The following is a 17,891-nucleotide window of genomic DNA, read 5'->3' on the forward strand; positions in this document are numbered from 1 at the left end:
CCGAAAAATCTGTCGGTTGATGACCTGATGGCGGATATCGCAGTGATTTTCCACTGGCCGCCATCCGAGTTATTTCCCATGAGCCTGACCGAGCTCATCACATGGCGCGAAAAAGCGCTCCAGCGAAGCGGAAACACGAATGAGTGATGTGAAATTACAGGTATTGCTCAAGGCTGTTGACCAGGCGACCCGCCCGTTAAAATCCATCGACAAGGCCAGCAAGGCGCTGGCCGGAGATATCCGGGCGACGCAAACCACATTACGTGAGCTCAACAGTCAGGCATCAAAAATTGATGGCTTTCGCAAGACCAGCGCGCAGCTTGCCGTTACCAGTCAGTCGCTGGAGAAAGCCAGGCGGGAGGCCGAAGCGCTTGCGACACAATTTCTGAATACGGAACGGCCAACCCGTGCTCAGGCTAAGGTGCTGGAATCCGCGAAACGCGCAGCGGAAGCGTTACAGATAAAAACCAACAGCCTCACCGAGTCAGTGCGCCGCCAGCAACGTGAGCTGGCGGCTGTGGGGATCAATACGCGTAATCTGGCGAATGATGAGCGCGGTTTAAAATCCCGCATCGGTGAAACAACCTCACAGCTTAACCGTCAACGTGAGGCGCTGGCGAAGGTCAGTGCGCAACAGGCAAAACTGAGCGCCGTTAAGCAACGCTATCAGGCTGGAAAAGAGCTTGCCGGTAAATCAGCGGCGGTCGGTGCTGCCGGTGTCGGTATTGCGACAACCGCCACGCTGGCCGGAACGGCGTTGTTAAAGCCGGGGTACGACTTTGCGCAGAAAAACTCTGAGCTTCAGGCGGTTCTCGGCGTTAAAAAAGACTCAGCTGAAATGGCCGCCCTGCGCAAACAGGCTCGCCAGCTCGGCGACAACACTGCTGCCTCGGCGGATGATGCCGCCGCCGCGCAAATCATCATTGCCAAAGGTGGCGGGGATGTGGCCGCCATTCAGGCAACCACGCCGGTGACGCTGAACATGGCGCTGGCAAACAGGCGCACGATGGAAGAAAACGCCGGTTTGCTGATGGGGATGAAATCCGCGTTCCAGCTTTCAAACGATAAGGTCGCGCACATCGGGGATGTTCTCTCGATGACGATGAACAAAACCGCCGCCGACTTTGACGGCCTGAGTGATGCGCTGACCTACGCCGCGCCGGTGGCAAAAAATGCCGGGGTGAGCATCGAGCAGACCGCCGCCATGATTGGCGCGCTGCATGATGCCAAAATCACCGGTTCGATGGCGGGTACGGGGAGCCGTGCGGTGCTCAGCCGCTTACAGGCACCCACGGGGCAGGCCTACGCCGCGATTAAAGAACTCGGCGTTAAAACGGCTGACAGCAAGGGTAACACCCGCCCGATATTCACCATCCTCAAAGAGATACAGGCGAGCTTTGAGAAAAACAAACTCGGCACCGGCCAGCGCGCCGAGTACATGAAAACCATCTTCGGTGAGGAAGCCAGCTCGGCGGCGCAGGTGCTGATGACCGCTGCATCGACCGGCAAGCTCGACCAGCTAACCGCCGCGTTTAAAGCGTCCGACGGCAAAACTCAGGAGCTCGTCGACGTTATGCAGGACAACCTCGGCGGCGACTTCAAAGAATTCCAGTCGGCTTATGAGGCGGTCGGAACCGACCTGTTCGATCAGCAGGAGTCCTCCCTTCGCAAACTAGTGCAGACCGCCACCGGCTATGTGCTGAAGCTCGACGGCTGGATCCAGAAAAATAAAGGGCTGGCACAGACGCTAACCTCTGTCGGTGCGGTTGCCGTGGGGGTTATTGGTCTGGTTGGCGCGATTGGCTTAGTCGCTTTCCCGGTTATCAGCGGTATCAATGCCATCATCGCCATTGCCGGTGTACTCGGAACGGTATTCAGCGTGGTCGGCGGTGCGATCATGACGGTACTCGGTGCGCTTACCTGGCCGATTGTCGCTATCGGTGTGGCCATCGTCGCCGGGGCGTTGCTCATCCGCAAATACTGGGAGCCGATCTCCGTATTTTTCGGCGGAGTGATTGAAGGGCTCAAAGCGGCCTTTGCTCCTGTCGGGGAAATGTTCGCACCGCTGAAACCGATGTTCGACTGGCTGGGGCAAAAGCTTAAGGCCGCGTGGGACTGGTTCAGCAACCTGCTTAAGCCGGTGAAATCCTCTCAGGAGCAACTCAACTCATGCCGTGATGCCGGGGTCAGGTTCGGTCAGGCGCTTGCTGATTCCCTGATGTTGCCGCTTAAGGCGTTCAACAAGCTGAAAGCGGGGATTGACTGGGTACTGGAAAAGCTCGGTGTCATCAATAAAGAGTCCAGCGACCTTGACCAGACCGCCGCGAAAGCCAGCGCGGCAAAAGACGGGGCGACAAATACCTCAGTGTCTGGCGGTGGCGCTTATATTCCGGCAACCAGTACTTACGGTGGTTATAACGCTTACCAGCCGGTCACCGCTCCGGGCGGTAAATCCTATGTCGATAACCGGCAGAGCAATTACAACATCACGCTGAACAACGGCGGCGCGCCGGGTGGCGACCTCGGGCGCCAGTTGCAGGATGCCGTTGAAAAAGCAGACCGGGAAAAGCGCGCCCGTGACCGCGCCAGCATGCGACACGACGGATAAGGAGAAATAAAAGAGATGATGCTCGCACTCGGGTTTTTCGTTTTCATGCGCCAGACGCTGCCGTTTCAGAGTATGCAGCGCGACGCGGAATACCGCTGGCCGTCAAATAACCGCGTCGGCAAGCGTGACGCCTTTCAGTTTCTCGGCGTCGGCGAGGAGAAAATCACCCTCAGCGGTGAGCTTTACCCGGAATTGACCGGCGGGCGGCTGACCCTGACGGCGGTCAGGCAGATGGCGGAGGAGGGGCGCGCCTGGCCGTTGCTTGCCGGTAACGGGCTGATTTACGGGATGTACGTTATCAACAGTATCAGCGAGACCGGCGCGGAATTTTTCTCGGATGGCTCCCCGCGAAAAATCAGTTTCACCCTGGCACTTACGCGCGTGGATGAATCGCTCGCCGCTGTTTATGGCGACCTGAACAAACAGGCCGAATCTCTTGTCGGGAAGGCGAAAGACGCCGCCACGAAATTAACGTCCACTCTGGGGTTCTGATGTCCGAAATACTCTACAGCGAAGCGGGGAGCACGCTCACCCCGGCCTTTATGCTGAAACTCGAAAGCAAAGATATCACTGGCAATATCAGCGCCCGTCTCATCAGCCTGACGATGACCGATAACCGGGGTTTTCAAGCCGACCAGCTCGACCTTGAGCTCAATGACGCCGACGGGCTGGTCGTGCTGCCGGTGCGCGGGGCAGTGCTTACGCTCTGGCTGGGGTGGAAAGGTTCGGCGCTCATCAACAAAGGGCGTTTCACGGTCGATGAGGTGGAGCACCGGGGCGCGCCGGATACAGTAACCATCCGCGCCCGTAGTGCTGATTTTCGTGGCACGCTGAATTCCCGCCGGGAAGAGTCCTGGCATGATAAAACCCTCGGCATGATTATCGAGGCGATAGCAGCGCGTAACAAACTTGAGTCGGCTGTCGCGCCGGAACTTGCCCGGATTGTTATTCCGCATATCGACCAGTCGCAGGAGTCCGACGCCAAATTCCTGACGCGGCTGGCTGACAGGAACGGCGGCGAGGTATCCGTCAAGGCGGGTAAGTTGCTGTTTCTCCAGGCCGGTAAAGGGCTCACTGCCAGCGGTAAGCCCATCCCGCAGGTCACGATCACCCGTGCTGACGGCGACCGGCATCAATTTGCGATTGCTGACCGTGGGGCTTACACCGGCGTTACGGCGCAATGGCTGCATACCAAAGACCCGAAGCCAAAAAAGGTGAAGGTAAAGCGTAAGCCAAAGGTTCAGCACCTGCGCGCATTGCAACACCCGAAAGCCAAAGCGAAAAAGAAAGAGGCTAAAGTACCGGAAGCCCGCGAGGGTGAGTACATGGTCGGTGAGGCTGATAACGTATTCGCTCTTACCACGGTTTACGCCACAAAAGCCCAGGCAATGCGGGCGGCTAAAGCGAAATGGGACAAGTTGCAGCGCGGCGTAGCTGAGTTTTCAATCAGCCTGGCGCTGGGGCGGGCTGACCTCTACCCCGAAACGCCAGTCGCGGTGTCTGGGTTTAAAAGCATTATTGACGAGCAGACGTGGATCATCACTAAAGTGACTCATGCGTTAAGTAATAATGGCTATACGACGGGATTAGAGCTTGAGGTGAGGCTTATTGATGTCGAATATGAGGCCGGAGATGATTAGAATTACATTCATGATGCGAATTGTTTATTTCTCAACATGGCATATTGGGCTATACCACACGTTCATTTGAGGTATTTTATCAGGTGTGGCTCTTGCCAGCTATGTGCCAGATATAGTCATTCACACCCTGATAGTTACACTTTTAAGTGATTCAGGGTATGCGCTTATTGGTTACGAATATTGTGTTAGCCAACTGGGAGCTGTTCAGCGTTAACGGGAGTCGTGATAGATATTACTTCAACTATCAATGCACATTCTAGAGCCTTGCTTTGACAAGGCTCCTTCAAATAACTCATATGGATTTATGAGTCTTTAGGATAAAGTCATCATATTTTTTAGGTAGAATGGCGACCTCCCCCCAGCATAGGTCAGTCGGAGTCCAATAACCTGTTCCAACACTTCGGATGATTGAGTAGAAGACAATTACTCTTCCAACTATTCTTTCTTTGGTCCACCCCCTATCCGCAGCAACTTCATTCTTAACTTTTACTCGGAAATCCTGTAGGTTGGATTTATTAGTAATGTGTAGCCAAATGGTATTATGACTTGCCCAAACGTTTACATCAGTAATTATACCAAAATAGAATGATGGCGTGCTTACTTCATCTTTTATAAGATTGACATCTTTTAGAGCATCGCAAAAGAGAAATCTTGAAACTGTATTGTCGTCTTTTACCAAAACTATTTCTCTATGATAATTTTTCAGAAAATTAACAACTAAGGCTTGAACACTGGAAACTTTACTTGGAAGTCTAAATTCCTGACCCTTGTGCCTTGCTACAGGTAGATCAACTGGCCTTCCGTTAGCATCTTCAAAATGCGTTTCTGCCGGATCTTCTTCACCATCCCAATCTGCTCTAGGATTATTTTCTGGCTTTGCCTGCATGAATCCAGTTAATACTATAAACTCTTCATCTTCAATCGCTTTTTTAGCGTCCTCTTCAGTAGCATAGGCTCTTCCAACAACTGGACCACTACGTAAATTGCAAGGAGGATGATTGTCATTTAAAACATGACGAAAATAAGCTTCTGTTCCATTACTTAGAGTGGTTCTGTTTTCATCGCAGGGGACTCTAATTATACTTTCATAGCATTGAGGGCAGTATAATTTGTTCATCATGAGATCTTCATACTCCAATGCAGTAACAGGAGTTTGTACTAGCAAAGGTATAGGGTCTCTTTCTCTAACCCAATGAGGATCGTAAAATGCAAAAACAAGCCTTCTTGAAGACATAGAAATCCCTCCTATATTTTCGAGTAATTAAAGGTGGTTTGACTTAAGTTACTGAATAGCTAATCAGGATAGTGCTCCTCTTTTGACTATATCTTGTGGGACAAAGCGTTGAGGGTGTTTCCTCTTTCTGCCCGCGTTACATTGGACTTACGATGTGTTGGCTTACACAATTGCCAAATATTAATAAATGACAAGTGTAGCGGCATAGAGTGCAGCTATCTAGGATGACTGCGCCCTCAGCACGCAAATGAGATATAATCCACGCAGTTGCTTGATCTTTCGTAACAACACTACACTATACCCAATAAACTTCAAGATGCAGGATGAAGATGCTCAAACAAGTTATAGCTACTGTGAACTTGCATTTATCCAATTAAATTTCTAACTCTATTATTAGTCATGCCCGCTTTTCGCTCAAGGCTGCCTGTTGGCATTCGTTAGATTAATTTGTGCCAGAAGCGGATTGTGACTCTTGATCATATTGAATTTAAACAACTAAAACAGGATAGAAGGCATTCCTCACATTTTATAGAAAGTTTTTTCCTTATTATTCGCCTTGTCAGAATACGCCAGTTGTTTAACCTTTTCTTTGAAAATGCCATTTAAAACGGGAGAATGAATTTATGGCTAGATGTACAGCGCCAGTACGCGGGCATAGCTCCGAAGCAGCAGCAGCAGCCTGTCCGGCATGCCGACATCGCAGTAGTTACCGCAGCAACTACCGCTATGGTAGTTATGACTCGTCCTACTCTTCGTCGGGCAATACTGGGGGAGGCTATGGAGCTAGTGGCGGTAGGTCTAGCAGCAGTTCAAGACCACGTTGGTCGAAAGCTGGTTCGACTGTGTCTTACACACCCGCCCAAGTACAATCCCTCATGCCAATCCGACAAACTGTGGAGACTCGAGCAGCGGAGCAGCCCGATCTTCGTGACGTTTTCCTATGCCACGCGTGGGATGACCGGCAGGGGGTAGCCAAAGAATTACACGATTTACTCGAGGCTGCTGGCGTCAAAGTCTGGTTTAGCGAGAAAGATCTTGGGCTTGGAGTTCCTATGATGCGTGCCATAGACAAAGGCTTAGCGAACTCGCGAATCGGATTAGTATTGGTGACCCCTGCGCTACTTAACCGCCTCCCTAAAGAAGGCGTAGCTGATAAGGAGCTTTCAGCGTTATTGGCGGGTAACCAGCTAGTTCCAATTGTACATAATACGACGTATGGCGCTCTACGTAATGTTAGCCCTTTACTCGCTTCACGAAGCGGTTTAGACACTGGCGAAGATTCAATGGAAGTTGTCGCGACAAAGATCGCTGAGCTTGTCGCCGTTTAACTCAGTTATCAGGGTAGTCATAAGATTCTTTGGCAGTGGTCTGAAGAATGTACGCTTACACTTGTTAAGGGGATTGTTTAAGGCAGTCCCTATTCGCTAATTGATAGTCCGCTTCGCTAATAACCGGTGAATGCTTCTGCACTGTTAACCATTAAAAACAGTCCGGCTAGATAATCATATCAAGCATCTTAGGTGGTACGCCTAGAATGCCATTCTATCTAAGTGCATAAATTTATATTTTCAATAAGTGAATAAAAAGATATCATAAATTCACATTTAGTGAAAATCGGGTGAGCTATGTTTCATTGTCCAAAATGCAAGCATGCGGCGCATGCGCGTACCAGTCGCTACCTAAGCGAGAACACCAAAGAACGCTATCACCAATGCACTAACATCAATTGCAGTTGTACCTTTGTGACGATGGAGTCGATAGAGCGTTATATCGTGACACCCGGAAAAATTGACCCTGCGCCACCGCACCCAACCCAGACCGGACAGCGCCAGTTATGGATGTAAAATTACCCGCCTTGAGCGGGTTTTTTATGGCCTTTTCTGGTGTGAGCTAAAAATCCACCGCCATTTTATCGCCACTCTGAAAATTAGAAACAAAAAAGCCACCGCGAACGGTGGCATAACTTGATGATACTACAAAGGAAATCTGGTGGCCCCTGTTGGGTTTGAACCAACGACCAAGCGATTATGAGTCGCCTGCTCTAACCACTGAGCTAAGGGGCCGTGGCCGGGAATTATAAAGTAACTTACCCCTGCAATCCAGCATGAATCGCCCGGCTGTTGTTTTTATAAACAACGCATTTTCAATCTCTTATACTTGAGTTTATCGCTATCGATCGGGAGTTAAACATGATCCACGATATTCTGGCACCGGGCTTGCGAGTGGTGTTTTGTGGTATCAATCCGGGGAAATCTTCTGCTCACACGGGGTTTCACTTTGCTCATCCGGGTAACCGTTTCTGGAAAGTGATTCATCAGGCTGGCTTTACTGATCAACAACTGCGCCCGGAAGATGAGCGTCATCTGCTGGATACGCGCTGTGGCATCACCATGCTGGTGGAGCGTCCAACGGTGCAGGCGGCAGAAGTCGGGTTGCATGAGTTACGTTCCGGGGGCAGGGAACTCATTAAAAAGATAGAAGAGCACCAGCCTGCTGCGCTGGCGATCCTCGGCAAGCAAGCATTTGAACAGGCTTTCAGCGTACGGGGCGTGAAGTGGGGCAAACAGCATATGGCCATCGGCGTGACGCAGATTTGGGTGCTGCCCAACCCCAGCGGCTTAAACCGCGCGACGCTGGATAAGCTGGTTGAAGCTTACCGGGAACTGGATGAGGCGCTGGTATCGCGCGGTCTGTAGATAAACAGCGGCCAAAAAAAAGCTCCCAAGAGGGAGCTTTTCGTTTTAATGGCGTGACGATTAATCGTCGAGGAAGCTACGCAGCACTTCAGAACGGCTCGGATGGCGCAGTTTACGCAGCGCCTTCGCTTCGATCTGACGGATACGTTCGCGAGTAACATCGAACTGTTTACCCACTTCTTCCAGTGTGTGATCGGTGTTCATATCAATACCGAAACGCATACGCAGGACTTTCGCTTCACGCGCGGTCAGGCCGGCCAGAACGTCGTGCGTTGCTGCTCGCAGGCTCTCGGTGGTTGCAGAGTCCAGCGGCAGTTCGAGGGTGGTATCCTCGATAAAATCGCCCAGATGTGAATCTTCATCATCACCAATCGGTGTTTCCATGGAGATTGGCTCTTTGGCGATTTTCAGCACTTTACGAATCTTATCTTCCGGCATCAGCATACGCTCAGCCAGCTCTTCCGGCGTCGGCTCACGCCCCATTTCCTGCAGCATCTGGCGAGAAATACGGTTGAGCTTGTTGATTGTCTCAATCATATGCACCGGAATACGGATGGTGCGCGCCTGATCCGCGATGGAGCGGGTGATCGCCTGACGGATCCACCAGGTTGCGTAGGTGGAGAATTTGTAACCACGGCGGTATTCGAACTTATCTACCGCTTTCATCAGACCGATGTTGCCTTCCTGAATCAGATCGAGGAATTGCAGACCACGGTTGGTGTATTTCTTGGCGATAGAAATAACCAGACGCAAGTTCGCTTCCACCATCTCTTTCTTCGCACGACGCGCTTTCGCTTCGCCGATAGACATACGACGGTTTATATCTTTAACCTGCTCAATGGTCAGGCCGGTTTCTTCTTCGATCTGCTGCAACTTCATCAGGCCGCGTTTAACTTCTTCCGCTACATCGTTCAGCTTTTCAGACCATGGTTTGTTCATGGCCAGCGCGGCGTTGAACCAGGTTTCGCTGGTTTCATTGCCGGTAAACAGCGTAATGAAGTTTTTCTTCGGCATTTTGCACTGTTCAACGCACAGTTTCATGATGATGCGTTCTTGGGTACGCACACGGTCCATCATGACGCGCATGCTGTTAACCAGGTAATCGAACTGCTTCGGTACCAGACGGAATTGCTTGAAGACTTCAGACAGCTTGAGGATCTCTTCCTGCGCGGCAGCGTGGCTGCGTCCTTTGGCTTTGATCGTGTCGCGAGTCAATTCGTACTGCGTACGCAGTTCGCCGAATTTTTCACGCGCCAGCTCAGGATCGATGCTGTTGTCATCGTCGCTGTCATCATCGCTGTCGTCTTCTTCTTCATCTTCCTCATCGTCCATCTCTTCGCTGGAGAGTTCAGAACCGACGTGGGTGGCCGTCGGTGCCATATCTTCTTCAGCGTTAGGATCTACAAAGCCGGTGATCAAATCGGACAGGCGAGCTTGTTCAGCTTCAACGCGGTCATATTGTTCCAGCAAATAGGTGATCGCTTCCGGGTACTCGGCGACAGAGCACTGAACCTGGTTAATCCCGTCTTCAATACGTTTGGCGATGTCGATTTCGCCTTCACGGGTCAGCAGTTCAACGGTGCCCATTTCGCGCATGTACATGCGCACCGGGTCGGTAGTACGTCCGATTTCAGACTCAACGCTGGAAAGCACCTGCGCAGCAGCTTCTTCCGCGTCTTCGTCTGTGTTGTTGGAGTTTTCAGCCAGCAACAGATCATCGGCATCGGGTGCTTCTTCCATCACCTGGATGCCCATGTCGTTGATCATTTGGATGATGTCTTCGATCTGATCGGAGTCGACGATATCTTCCGGCAGATGGTCATTGACCTCGGCATAGGTCAGATAGCCTTGCTCCTTACCACGGGTGACAAGTAGCTTCAGCTGTGACTGCGGGTTTTGCTCCATAAGACGGTATCCACACTTAAATTCATGAGGGTTGGTGTCGGTTAGCGAAATAAACCGCCAACATTTAACGCGAGGGTATATTTATATTTTTGCCGCTGACCCTCATCGCGGCTGTCGGGATCTACCCGATCGGTTATCGGCACTTAAGCCGTTGAATTTACTTTTTCGCCAGTTCCTGGTTTAACTGCCAGAGCTCCCGGCGTTCTTCGCTGCTTAAACCGTGTGTGCGATCACGAGCTATCAACTCTTCTTGTCGCCGTTCAAGCATCGAATCAAACATATGATTGAGCGCGTCGGTAAACGTTTTTTCAGCGATGTCCTTATCTGCTATATCGTCCCATGTCGACAGTTTTTCAAGGGTTGCGGCCTCATTTGTGCCGCGATAATGTTCCAAAAGTTGCCCAGTTGTCAGACCTGGCTGTGCCAAACAAGTGTTGACCAGTTCTGCAAATAAGCCAAGCCCGGCTAATCTGGATTGATCTAACCCTGCAAGCGGCGGAACCTTTGGCGCCAGTTCCGGGTTTTGGATCAATAACCCTATCAGTATACGCATGGTTGTGCGTTTTAGCTGGGGCGCGGGGCGCGTCGAGGCGCTTTCCACCTGCTTTGGCATTAAACGATCAAGTTGTGCATCGTCGAAAATGCCAATTTTGTTCCCCAACAACTGTCGTAACTGGATACGTAGTGTCTCACCCGGCACCTGGTTGATTAATGGCAACGCCAGCGCGGCAAGCTGTGTTGTCCCATCCGGGGTGGTTAAGTCCGCCTGCGGCAAAAGGCTGTTAAACAAAAACGTGGAGAGCGGCTGAGCCTGCTCCATCCGCGCTTCGAACGCCTCTTTACCCTCTTTACGCACTAGCGTATCGGGATCTTCACCATCCGGCAGGAACATAAAGCGCAGCTGGCGACCATCGCTCATATAAGGCAGCGCCGTTTCCAGTGCTCGCCATGCGGCTTCACGGCCTGCACGGTCGCCGTCATAACAACAGATGACGTTTTTCGTCACCCTGAATAGCAGCTGAATGTGATCCGCCGTGGTTGATGTGCCCAGCGACGCGACCGCATAGTTGATGCCGTATTGCGCCAGCGCCACCACGTCCATATAACCTTCGACGACAAGCAACCGCTGCGGCTCATCGTTGTCCTGCTGTGCTTCATAAAGGCCATACAACTGGCGGCCTTTATGAAAAATATCGGTTTCCGGGGAGTTCAGGTATTTGGGGGTATCGTTGCCCAGCACGCGCCCACCAAAACCAATCACCCGGCCACGCTTGTCGCGAATAGGGAACATAACCCGCTCGCGGAAGCGATCGTAACTGCGTCCTTGATCGTTTGTGACCAGCATGCCTGCATCGATCAGTGACTTGCGGTTTTCGCTGTTGTTGCCAAAACGTTTTAACACGTTGTCCCAGCCGGGAGGGGCATAACCAATCGCGAATCGCGTGATAATGTCACTGCTCAAACCGCGCCTGGAGAGGTACTCTCTTGCAGGTTCTGCGGCTGAATTTTTCAGAGATTGCTGATAAAAAGCGTTCAGCCCGTCCATCAATTGATAGAGTGTTTGCCGTTGGTGGCGCTCTATCAGGCTGGGTCCGCTGCCTGCTTCGAACGGCACTTCCAGGTTATGCATCGCCGCTAACTCTTCGACGCTTTCCACGAACTCGAGCTTGTCGTAGTTCATTAAAAAGTCGAGAGCGTTACCGTGCGCGCCACAACCAAAGCAGTGGTAAAACTGTTTTTCACCATTCACGGTGAAAGAGGGGGTTTTTTCGTTATGGAATGGACAGCACGCGTGGTAGTTCTTGCCCTGCTTTTTCAGCTTTACACGCGCGTCGATGAGATCGACGATGTCGGTGCGCGCCAGCAGGTCATTGATAAAAACACGTGGGATTCGTCCAGCCATAGGCCCCGTTTTGATCTTTTATAACTGTTGTTTTCCAGGCCAGCGCAATGCGGCTTAAAATCCAAAAGTTATATCAGGTTATAAACGAAAATAAGCCGCGCATTCCTTTCGGAAGCACGGCCTTACAACTACAACTCGGTCTACACATGAGGGCGCGTTGCCCTCAATGGATTAGTACAGACGAGTACGGCGTGCGTTTTCGCGAGCCAGTTTCTTCGCGTGACGTTTCACAGCCGATGCTTTAGCGCGTTTACGTTCTGTAGTCGGTTTTTCATAGAACTCACGACGACGAACTTCCGCCAGAACACCTGCTTTTTCGCAGGAACGCTTGAAGCGACGCAGAGCTACGTCGAACGGCTCGTTTTCACGTACTTTAATTACCGGCATGTGCCTCTCACCTTTGATTAATTCGGTTTGCCGCTGGCGTTCACGCCAGCTTATTTCAAAATGGTGCGGAATTTTACTGCAAGTGCTGTTGCTTTGTAAAGCACCGCCGCCCTTTTTGAAAGGGGACTTTTGTAAGGGTGAGGAGTATACACGAACTCCGCTGCAAGAGTGAGCAAAGTTTTACATCGCCCCGCATTCGCCCTACACTGCGCGCTATTGCAAAGAGGTAAACAGAGCCATGCGCGTACTGGGCATTGAAACATCCTGCGATGAAACCGGCATCGCCATTTATGACGATCAAAACGGGCTTCTCGCCAACCAATTGTATAGTCAAGTAAAACTGCACGCTGATTACGGCGGAGTGGTGCCGGAACTGGCATCTCGTGACCACGTGCGTAAAACCGTGCCGCTGATTCAGGCCGCGCTGAAAGAAGCCGGGCTGTCGGCAAAAGATATCGATGCGGTGGCTTACACCGCCGGGCCGGGTTTAGTCGGCGCGCTGCTGGTCGGCGCAACCGTTGGGCGTTCGCTGGCGTTTGCCTGGGATGTCCCGGCCATTCCAGTTCACCATATGGAAGGGCATTTACTGGCTCCGATGCTGGAAGATAACCCACCTGAATTTCCGTTTGTCGCGCTGCTGGTTTCCGGTGGGCACACACAGCTGATTAGCGTCACCGGTATCGGTCATTATGAACTGCTGGGCGAGTCGATTGACGATGCCGCCGGCGAAGCTTTTGACAAGACCGCCAAACTGCTGGGCCTTGATTATCCAGGCGGCCCGATGTTGTCGAAACTGGCCGCGCAAGGTACCGAAGGCCGTTTTGTTTTCCCGCGTCCCATGACCGATCGCCCAGGGCTTGATTTCAGTTTCTCCGGCCTAAAAACCTTCGCGGCAAACACGATTCGTAATAATGGTGATGACGAGCAAACGCGCGCCGACATCGCACGTGCTTTTGAAGATGCGGTGGTCGATACGCTGATGATCAAATGCAAACGCGCACTGGATCAGACCGGGTTTACACGTTTGGTGATGGCCGGAGGCGTGAGCGCTAACCGTACACTGCGGGAAAAACTGGCGCAGATGATGCAAAAACGCCGTGGCGAAGTGTTCTACGCGCGTCCGGAATTTTGTACCGATAACGGCGCGATGATTGCCTATGCGGGAATGGTGCGTCTGAAAGCAGGAAATGATGCCGGGCTCGGCGTTACAGTTCGTCCGCGCTGGCCGCTGTCCGAGTTGCCTGCGGCGTAAATGTATTTGCCCGGTGGAGACGTTTCACCGGGCAACATGATTACGCATTATCTTTCTCTTTTTTCTTCTTCAGCTTCGACCAGATTTTGGTTTCCTGGTGTCGCCATAAGCGTTGAATATTGTCGTGATGACGCAGCAAGATCAGGCACGACAACATGGCGACCGGGAAAGTGAACTGCGGTTTGAACCACCAGACATAAAACGGCGCAATCAATGCGCTGACGATCGCGCCCAGCGAGGAATAACCACTTAGCAGCACCGTCAAAAGCCAGGTTCCCGCCATCACGCCCGTTAGATCCCAGCCGATTGGCGCAATCGCACCAAATGCGGTCGCCACGCCTTTACCGCCCTGAAATTTAAAGAAAACCGGCCAGATATGGCCAAGACAGGCGGCAATAGCAATCAGACCCAGCCAGAACGGTGTTACGCCAAGCGCGTACGCACCCCAAACCGGCAGCATGCCTTTCAAAACATCAAAAATCAGTACCGTTACGGCTGCGCCCTTGCCGCCAATGCGTAAAACGTTAGTGGCACCGGGATTGCCGGAACCACTCTCTCGCGGGTCGGGGAGACTGGCGAGGCGGCAGACCAGAATGGCGCTGGAGATTGAGCCACAAAGGTACGCAAGGAGAATCATTCCAGGCGCGATTGCACTCATAACGCTGTTCCGTTTTGAAAATGTCGTTTTATTCTCTGCATCTGTGGATAATACGCATAAATTATGGAAAGTGGTATCCAGGTTTTGCGCAAAATCTGACGGGTAACCAACAAAGATGCGGCCTGGCAGCAATGGCTCAGGCGCAATCAGCAGGCGGGGTGTAATGGATATTGTATTTATCGAGCAACTTTCAGTCATCACCACCATTGGTGTTTATGATTGGGAACAGACCATCGAGCAGAAATTAGTGTTCGATATCGAAATGGCGTGGGATAACCGCCTGGCGGCAAAAAGTGACGACGTGAAAGATTGTCTGAGTTATGCGGATATCGCCGAGGCGATTGTCAGCCATGTGGAAGGCGGCCGTTTCGCACTGGTGGAGCGCGTGGCGGAAGAGGTGGCCGATCTATTGTTGGCCCGCTTTAACTCCCCGTGGGTACGCATCAAACTCAGCAAACCTGGCGCGGTCGCGCGGGCGCTCAATGTTGGTGTCATCATTGAGCGTGGCCTAAATCCGAAAAAAAGTTTTTAAATTCATCATCGTTAAACCAAACGCTAGTATTCAGGTCTTAGATTACGAATTTCACGGCTTTTCCAGTGAGTGGATTAGCCGTTTTTTATATCTTTTTAGGGGTTTAATTGATGGGTGATATGCATTCACTGTTGGTGGCAGCCATCTTGGGTGTCGTTGAAGGTCTCACCGAGTTTCTACCCGTTTCCAGTACGGGCCACATGATCATTGTCGGGCATTTGCTGGGGTTCGAAGGTGATACGGCAAAAACGTTCGAAGTGGTGATCCAGTTAGGATCGATTCTGGCGGTGGTTGTGATGTTCTGGCGGCGCCTGTTTGGTTTGATCGGCATTCATTTCGGTAAACCTCGTCATGAAGGCACTGGCACCGGCCGTTTGTCACTGATTCATATCTTGTTAGGTATGATTCCGGCGGTTGTTATTGGGCTGGTGTTCCACGACACCATCAAATCACTGTTTAATCCCCGCAATGTGGCATATGCGCTGGTGGTCGGCGGTTTTCTGCTGATTGCCGCAGAAGTGCTGAAGCCAAAAGTTCCGCGCGCGCAGGGCGTCGATGATATGACTTATCGTCAGGCGTTTATGATTGGCTGCTTCCAGTGCCTGGCGCTGTGGCCGGGCTTCTCCCGCGCCGGAGCGACCATTTCGGGTGGGATGTTGATGGGGGTTAGCCGCTACGCGGCGTCAGAGTTCTCGTTCCTGCTGGCGGTGCCGATGATGATGGGCGCAACGGCGCTGGATCTCTATAAAAGCATCGGCTTCCTGACCACCGGTGACATTCCGATGTTCGCCGTCGGCTTTGTGACCGCGTTTATTGTGGCGCTGATCGCCATCAAAACCTTCCTGGAGCTGATTAAGCACATCTCCTTTATCCCGTTCGCAATCTATCGTTTTATTGTTGCAGCCGCGGTCTACGTCGTCTTCTTCTAAGCCTTGCGCCCTCAGTCTTTCGGCTGAGGGCAGCGTTGTTCTTTCCATTGCATCACCGCTGCGATCCGCCGACGAGTCAACTCTTCACGCACTTCCACGCCTTTAAATCCCGCATCAATCACCGCTTTGGTTGGCACAGATCGCGCAATCTCCCAGGCTTCACGCAGTAAACGCCCTTGCGGATAATCGCAGCTTTCAAACCCGGTACGCCCACGCACATCGGCTTCACTGGTAAGGGCGATTTGCTCAACCCGCTGTGGTTTGCGCCAGGCGTCAATGGAATCGAACAGTTTGACGATGGTTTTTGGCTGCAAAATCGGGAAGGTGTGGATCAGATCGTGAAATTCCGCCACCAGTTTCGCCAAATCGCGGATCTCATTCTGCACGCGCAGGCGCTGGCATAAGCTTTCCACCAGTTTTACACCTGCCGGGCCATGGCCATGATGGCGCGGCCAAAGTTCTTTTGGCGTCAAGCCTTTGCCCAGGTCATGGCAGAGTGTCGCAAAACGCACATCCACTTCCGGGCTGAGCATCGCCGCCATGGAAAGTGTCATTAATGTGTGCACGCCGGTGTCGATTTCCGGGTGCCATTTCGCCGGAGCGGGAACGCCAAACAGCGCGTCGATCTCCGGGAACAGCACTTTCAACGCGCCGCAATCGCGTAAGACCTGGAAGTAAACCTGGGGATTACGGGTTCGCAAAGCGTTTTCCGTCTCTTTCCACACGCGTTCGGTGGTCAGATGCGCTAACTCACCGGCTTCGGTCATCTCGCGCATCAGCGACATGGTTTCGTCGGCAATACGGAAACTAAGATGAGCATAACGGGCAGCGAACCGCGCAACGCGCAATACGCGCAGCGGATCTTCATTGAAAGCGGGGGAGACATGACGCAGGAGGCGATTACGCAGATCCTGCTGACCGTTGAATGGGTCGATGATATGGCCGTTTTCATCCTGCGCCAGCGCATTAACGGTTAAGTCGCGGCGAAGCAGGTCTTGTTCCAGCGTAACATCGGGTGCGGCATAGCAGGTAAAACCGGTGTAGCCGGAGCCGGATTTGCGTTCGGTACGCGCCAATGCATATTCTTCGCGGCTTTGCGGATGAAGGAAAACCGGGAAATCGCGGCCTACCTGCTGGTAACCCGCGTCGAGCATCTCTTGCGGCGTTGCACCGACCACAACCCAATCTTTGTCTTTGACCGGCAGGCCCAACAACGTATCACGTACTGCACCACCGACCAGATAACTCTTCACGCCGCCACTCTCCTCTACACGTTTGCCGACAGATAATACGTAAGTGTAGAGAAGATGGCGAATATGCTTAGTTCATCCAGCGATCTTTGCGTTTGCGGCTGGGGATCATGTGCGGCAATAACAGGCCGAGGATCAGGCCTGCGCCCAGCACGCCGCCGCCATACATAAACCACTGCATAATGATGGTGCGCTGCTTGTCATCCAGTTGCAGATTCGCGGCGCTGACTTTTTTCTGCGCCACGATTAACTCATTCTTGAGCTTTTGATTCTCATCTTTCAGGCCGTTGATCACCCCGTCACTTTGGGCGACTTTCTGCTGCATCTCGGCGGTACGCTGGTTCCAGGTATTATCGATATTGGTGAGTTTATCGGTCAGCGTTTTCACCTGGTTTTCCAGTTCCGGCACGCGCGTGCGCAGGCTTGGCTGGCTGTTCAACTGTTTCAACGGGATCCACGCGGTACGGCCGCTGCTGTCGCGCACCTGGCCGTAATCGCTGTTTTCCTGCAACAGGGAGACTTCTTCGCCGGCATTTACCGTACCGACAAGGCGATAATTATCACCCGGGCCACTACGTACCCAGGTATTCAGTTCGTCGGAGACATAACGTTTTTCTTCAGCGTGGGTTCCGACAGACACGCTAAGCGCAAAAAGGGTCAATCCAATCAGGCGTAATTTTGGCATCAGGCAATCATTATTTTCATTGAACGTGAATGGTAAACAGTGGCAACAGTCTGACGACACCCGGCAGGTAGCATCAATCGGAATCTTCCAGGTCAAACTGCACACATACGCGAACTTTTGCACCTGCCAGATTGCGCATTGCATGGCAATTTGGCACAAAATACTATCTACTGACAAACATCGGGCGCGTTAGTTCGTCGAAATTTTCACTG

17 protein-coding genes and 1 tRNA gene are annotated in these 17,891 nt (G+C 52.1%); 10 read left to right on the forward strand and 8 right to left on the reverse strand.

What is annotated here, in order from left to right; all coding sequences use genetic code 11:
* Window positions 1-27: 27 nt before the first annotated feature.
* The 4 genes from AAEY27_RS03385 to AAEY27_RS03400 are packed head-to-tail and all read left to right on the forward strand — an operon-like array spanning window position 28 to window position 4,248.
* Window positions 28-147, forward strand: coding sequence for a GpE family phage tail protein (locus AAEY27_RS03385; RefSeq protein ID WP_071845836.1), 120 nt, complete (start codon window positions 28-30; stop codon window positions 145-147).
* Window positions 140-2,608 (forward strand): phage tail tape measure protein, encoded by a 2,469-nt coding sequence (locus tag AAEY27_RS03390; protein WP_342323516.1) that lies wholly within the window; start codon window positions 140-142, stop codon window positions 2,606-2,608. The genes AAEY27_RS03385 and AAEY27_RS03390 overlap by 8 nt, the downstream gene beginning before the upstream one ends.
* Before the next feature lie 15 nt (window positions 2,609-2,623).
* Complete coding sequence (locus AAEY27_RS03395; protein WP_342323517.1) at window positions 2,624-3,100, forward strand: phage tail protein; 477 nt, start codon at window positions 2,624-2,626, stop codon at window positions 3,098-3,100.
* Complete coding sequence (locus AAEY27_RS03400; RefSeq protein ID WP_342323518.1) at window positions 3,100-4,248, forward strand: phage late control D family protein; 1,149 nt, start codon at window positions 3,100-3,102, stop codon at window positions 4,246-4,248. The genes AAEY27_RS03395 and AAEY27_RS03400 overlap by 1 nt, the downstream gene beginning before the upstream one ends.
* Before the next feature lie 292 nt (window positions 4,249-4,540).
* On the opposite strand, the gene AAEY27_RS03405 is transcribed toward AAEY27_RS03400, so the two are convergent.
* Entirely contained in the window at window positions 4,541-5,482 is a 942-nt protein-coding gene (locus tag AAEY27_RS03405; protein ID WP_342323519.1) for a hypothetical protein, read from the reverse strand.
* Window positions 5,483-6,357: 875 nt separating this feature from the next.
* Here AAEY27_RS03405 and AAEY27_RS03410 point away from each other — a divergent pair.
* Window positions 6,358-6,810, forward strand: a complete 453-nt coding sequence (locus AAEY27_RS03410; RefSeq protein ID WP_342325451.1) for a toll/interleukin-1 receptor domain-containing protein — start codon at window positions 6,358-6,360, stop codon at window positions 6,808-6,810.
* Between the two features lie 297 nt (window positions 6,811-7,107).
* Window positions 7,108-7,326, forward strand: coding sequence for a DNA-binding transcriptional regulator (locus AAEY27_RS03415; RefSeq protein WP_342323520.1), 219 nt, complete (start codon window positions 7,108-7,110; stop codon window positions 7,324-7,326).
* Window positions 7,327-7,469: 143 nt separating this feature from the next.
* Here AAEY27_RS03415 and AAEY27_RS03420 read toward each other — a convergent pair.
* Window positions 7,470-7,545 (reverse strand) — tRNA-Ile (locus AAEY27_RS03420).
* A 126-nt stretch (window positions 7,546-7,671) separates the two neighbouring features.
* Between AAEY27_RS03420 and mug the strand changes: the two genes are divergently transcribed.
* On the forward strand, window positions 7,672-8,178 hold the full coding sequence (gene mug, locus AAEY27_RS03425; RefSeq protein WP_342323521.1) for a G/U mismatch-specific DNA glycosylase: 507 nt from the start codon (window positions 7,672-7,674) through the stop codon (window positions 8,176-8,178).
* Window positions 8,179-8,238: 60 nt separating this feature from the next.
* Here the strand turns inward: mug and rpoD are convergent, their stop codons facing one another.
* The 3 genes from rpoD to rpsU all read right to left on the reverse strand — a co-directional run bounded on the left by rpoD (window position 8,239) and on the right by rpsU (window position 12,373).
* Window positions 8,239-10,083 (reverse strand): RNA polymerase sigma factor RpoD, encoded by a 1,845-nt coding sequence (rpoD, locus tag AAEY27_RS03430; protein WP_342323522.1) that lies wholly within the window; start codon window positions 10,081-10,083, stop codon window positions 8,239-8,241.
* A gap of 157 nt (window positions 10,084-10,240) precedes the next feature.
* The gene (gene dnaG, locus AAEY27_RS03435) at window positions 10,241-11,986 is read right to left on the reverse strand and encodes a DNA primase (RefSeq protein WP_342323523.1); all 1,746 of its coding nucleotides are present in this window, start codon (window positions 11,984-11,986) and stop codon (window positions 10,241-10,243) included.
* 171 nt (window positions 11,987-12,157) lie between these two features.
* On the reverse strand, window positions 12,158-12,373 hold the full coding sequence (gene rpsU / locus AAEY27_RS03440) for a 30S ribosomal protein S21 (protein ID WP_001144069.1): 216 nt from the start codon (window positions 12,371-12,373) through the stop codon (window positions 12,158-12,160).
* Window positions 12,374-12,611: 238 nt separating this feature from the next.
* On the opposite strand from rpsU, the gene tsaD reads away from it, so the two are divergent.
* Window positions 12,612-13,625, forward strand: a complete 1,014-nt coding sequence (tsaD, locus tag AAEY27_RS03445; protein WP_342323524.1) for a tRNA (adenosine(37)-N6)-threonylcarbamoyltransferase complex transferase subunit TsaD — start codon at window positions 12,612-12,614, stop codon at window positions 13,623-13,625.
* A gap of 40 nt (window positions 13,626-13,665) precedes the next feature.
* Here tsaD and plsY read toward each other — a convergent pair whose 3' ends face one another.
* Entirely contained in the window at window positions 13,666-14,283 is a 618-nt protein-coding gene (gene plsY / locus AAEY27_RS03450) for a glycerol-3-phosphate 1-O-acyltransferase PlsY (protein ID WP_342323525.1), read from the reverse strand.
* Window positions 14,284-14,446: 163 nt separating this feature from the next.
* On the opposite strand from plsY, the gene folB reads away from it, so the two are divergent.
* Both folB and bacA read left to right on the forward strand, forming a co-directional pair.
* Window positions 14,447-14,815 carry a bifunctional dihydroneopterin aldolase/7,8-dihydroneopterin epimerase gene (folB, locus tag AAEY27_RS03455; protein ID WP_342323526.1) on the forward strand — a complete coding sequence of 123 codons (369 nt, stop codon included), beginning with the start codon at window positions 14,447-14,449 and terminating at the stop codon, window positions 14,813-14,815.
* Window positions 14,816-14,925: 110 nt separating this feature from the next.
* Window positions 14,926-15,744: an undecaprenyl-diphosphate phosphatase gene (gene bacA / locus AAEY27_RS03460; RefSeq protein WP_342323527.1), complete on the forward strand. Its 819-nt coding sequence runs from the start codon at window positions 14,926-14,928 to the stop codon at window positions 15,742-15,744.
* Window positions 15,745-15,755: 11 nt separating this feature from the next.
* Here the strand turns inward: bacA and AAEY27_RS03465 are convergent, their stop codons facing one another.
* Window positions 15,756-16,997 carry a multifunctional CCA addition/repair protein gene (locus tag AAEY27_RS03465; RefSeq protein WP_342323528.1) on the reverse strand — a complete coding sequence of 414 codons (1,242 nt, stop codon included), beginning with the start codon at window positions 16,995-16,997 and terminating at the stop codon, window positions 15,756-15,758.
* A 67-nt stretch (window positions 16,998-17,064) separates the two neighbouring features.
* A complete protein-coding gene (locus AAEY27_RS03470) occupies window positions 17,065-17,679 on the reverse strand; it encodes a TIGR04211 family SH3 domain-containing protein (protein ID WP_342323529.1) in 615 nt (204 codons plus the stop codon).
* Between the last annotated feature and the right edge of the window lie 212 nt (window positions 17,680-17,891).

The organism is Kosakonia sp. BYX6, from assembly GCF_038449125.1.
GTDB lineage: Bacteria > Pseudomonadota > Gammaproteobacteria > Enterobacterales > Enterobacteriaceae > Kosakonia > Kosakonia calanthes.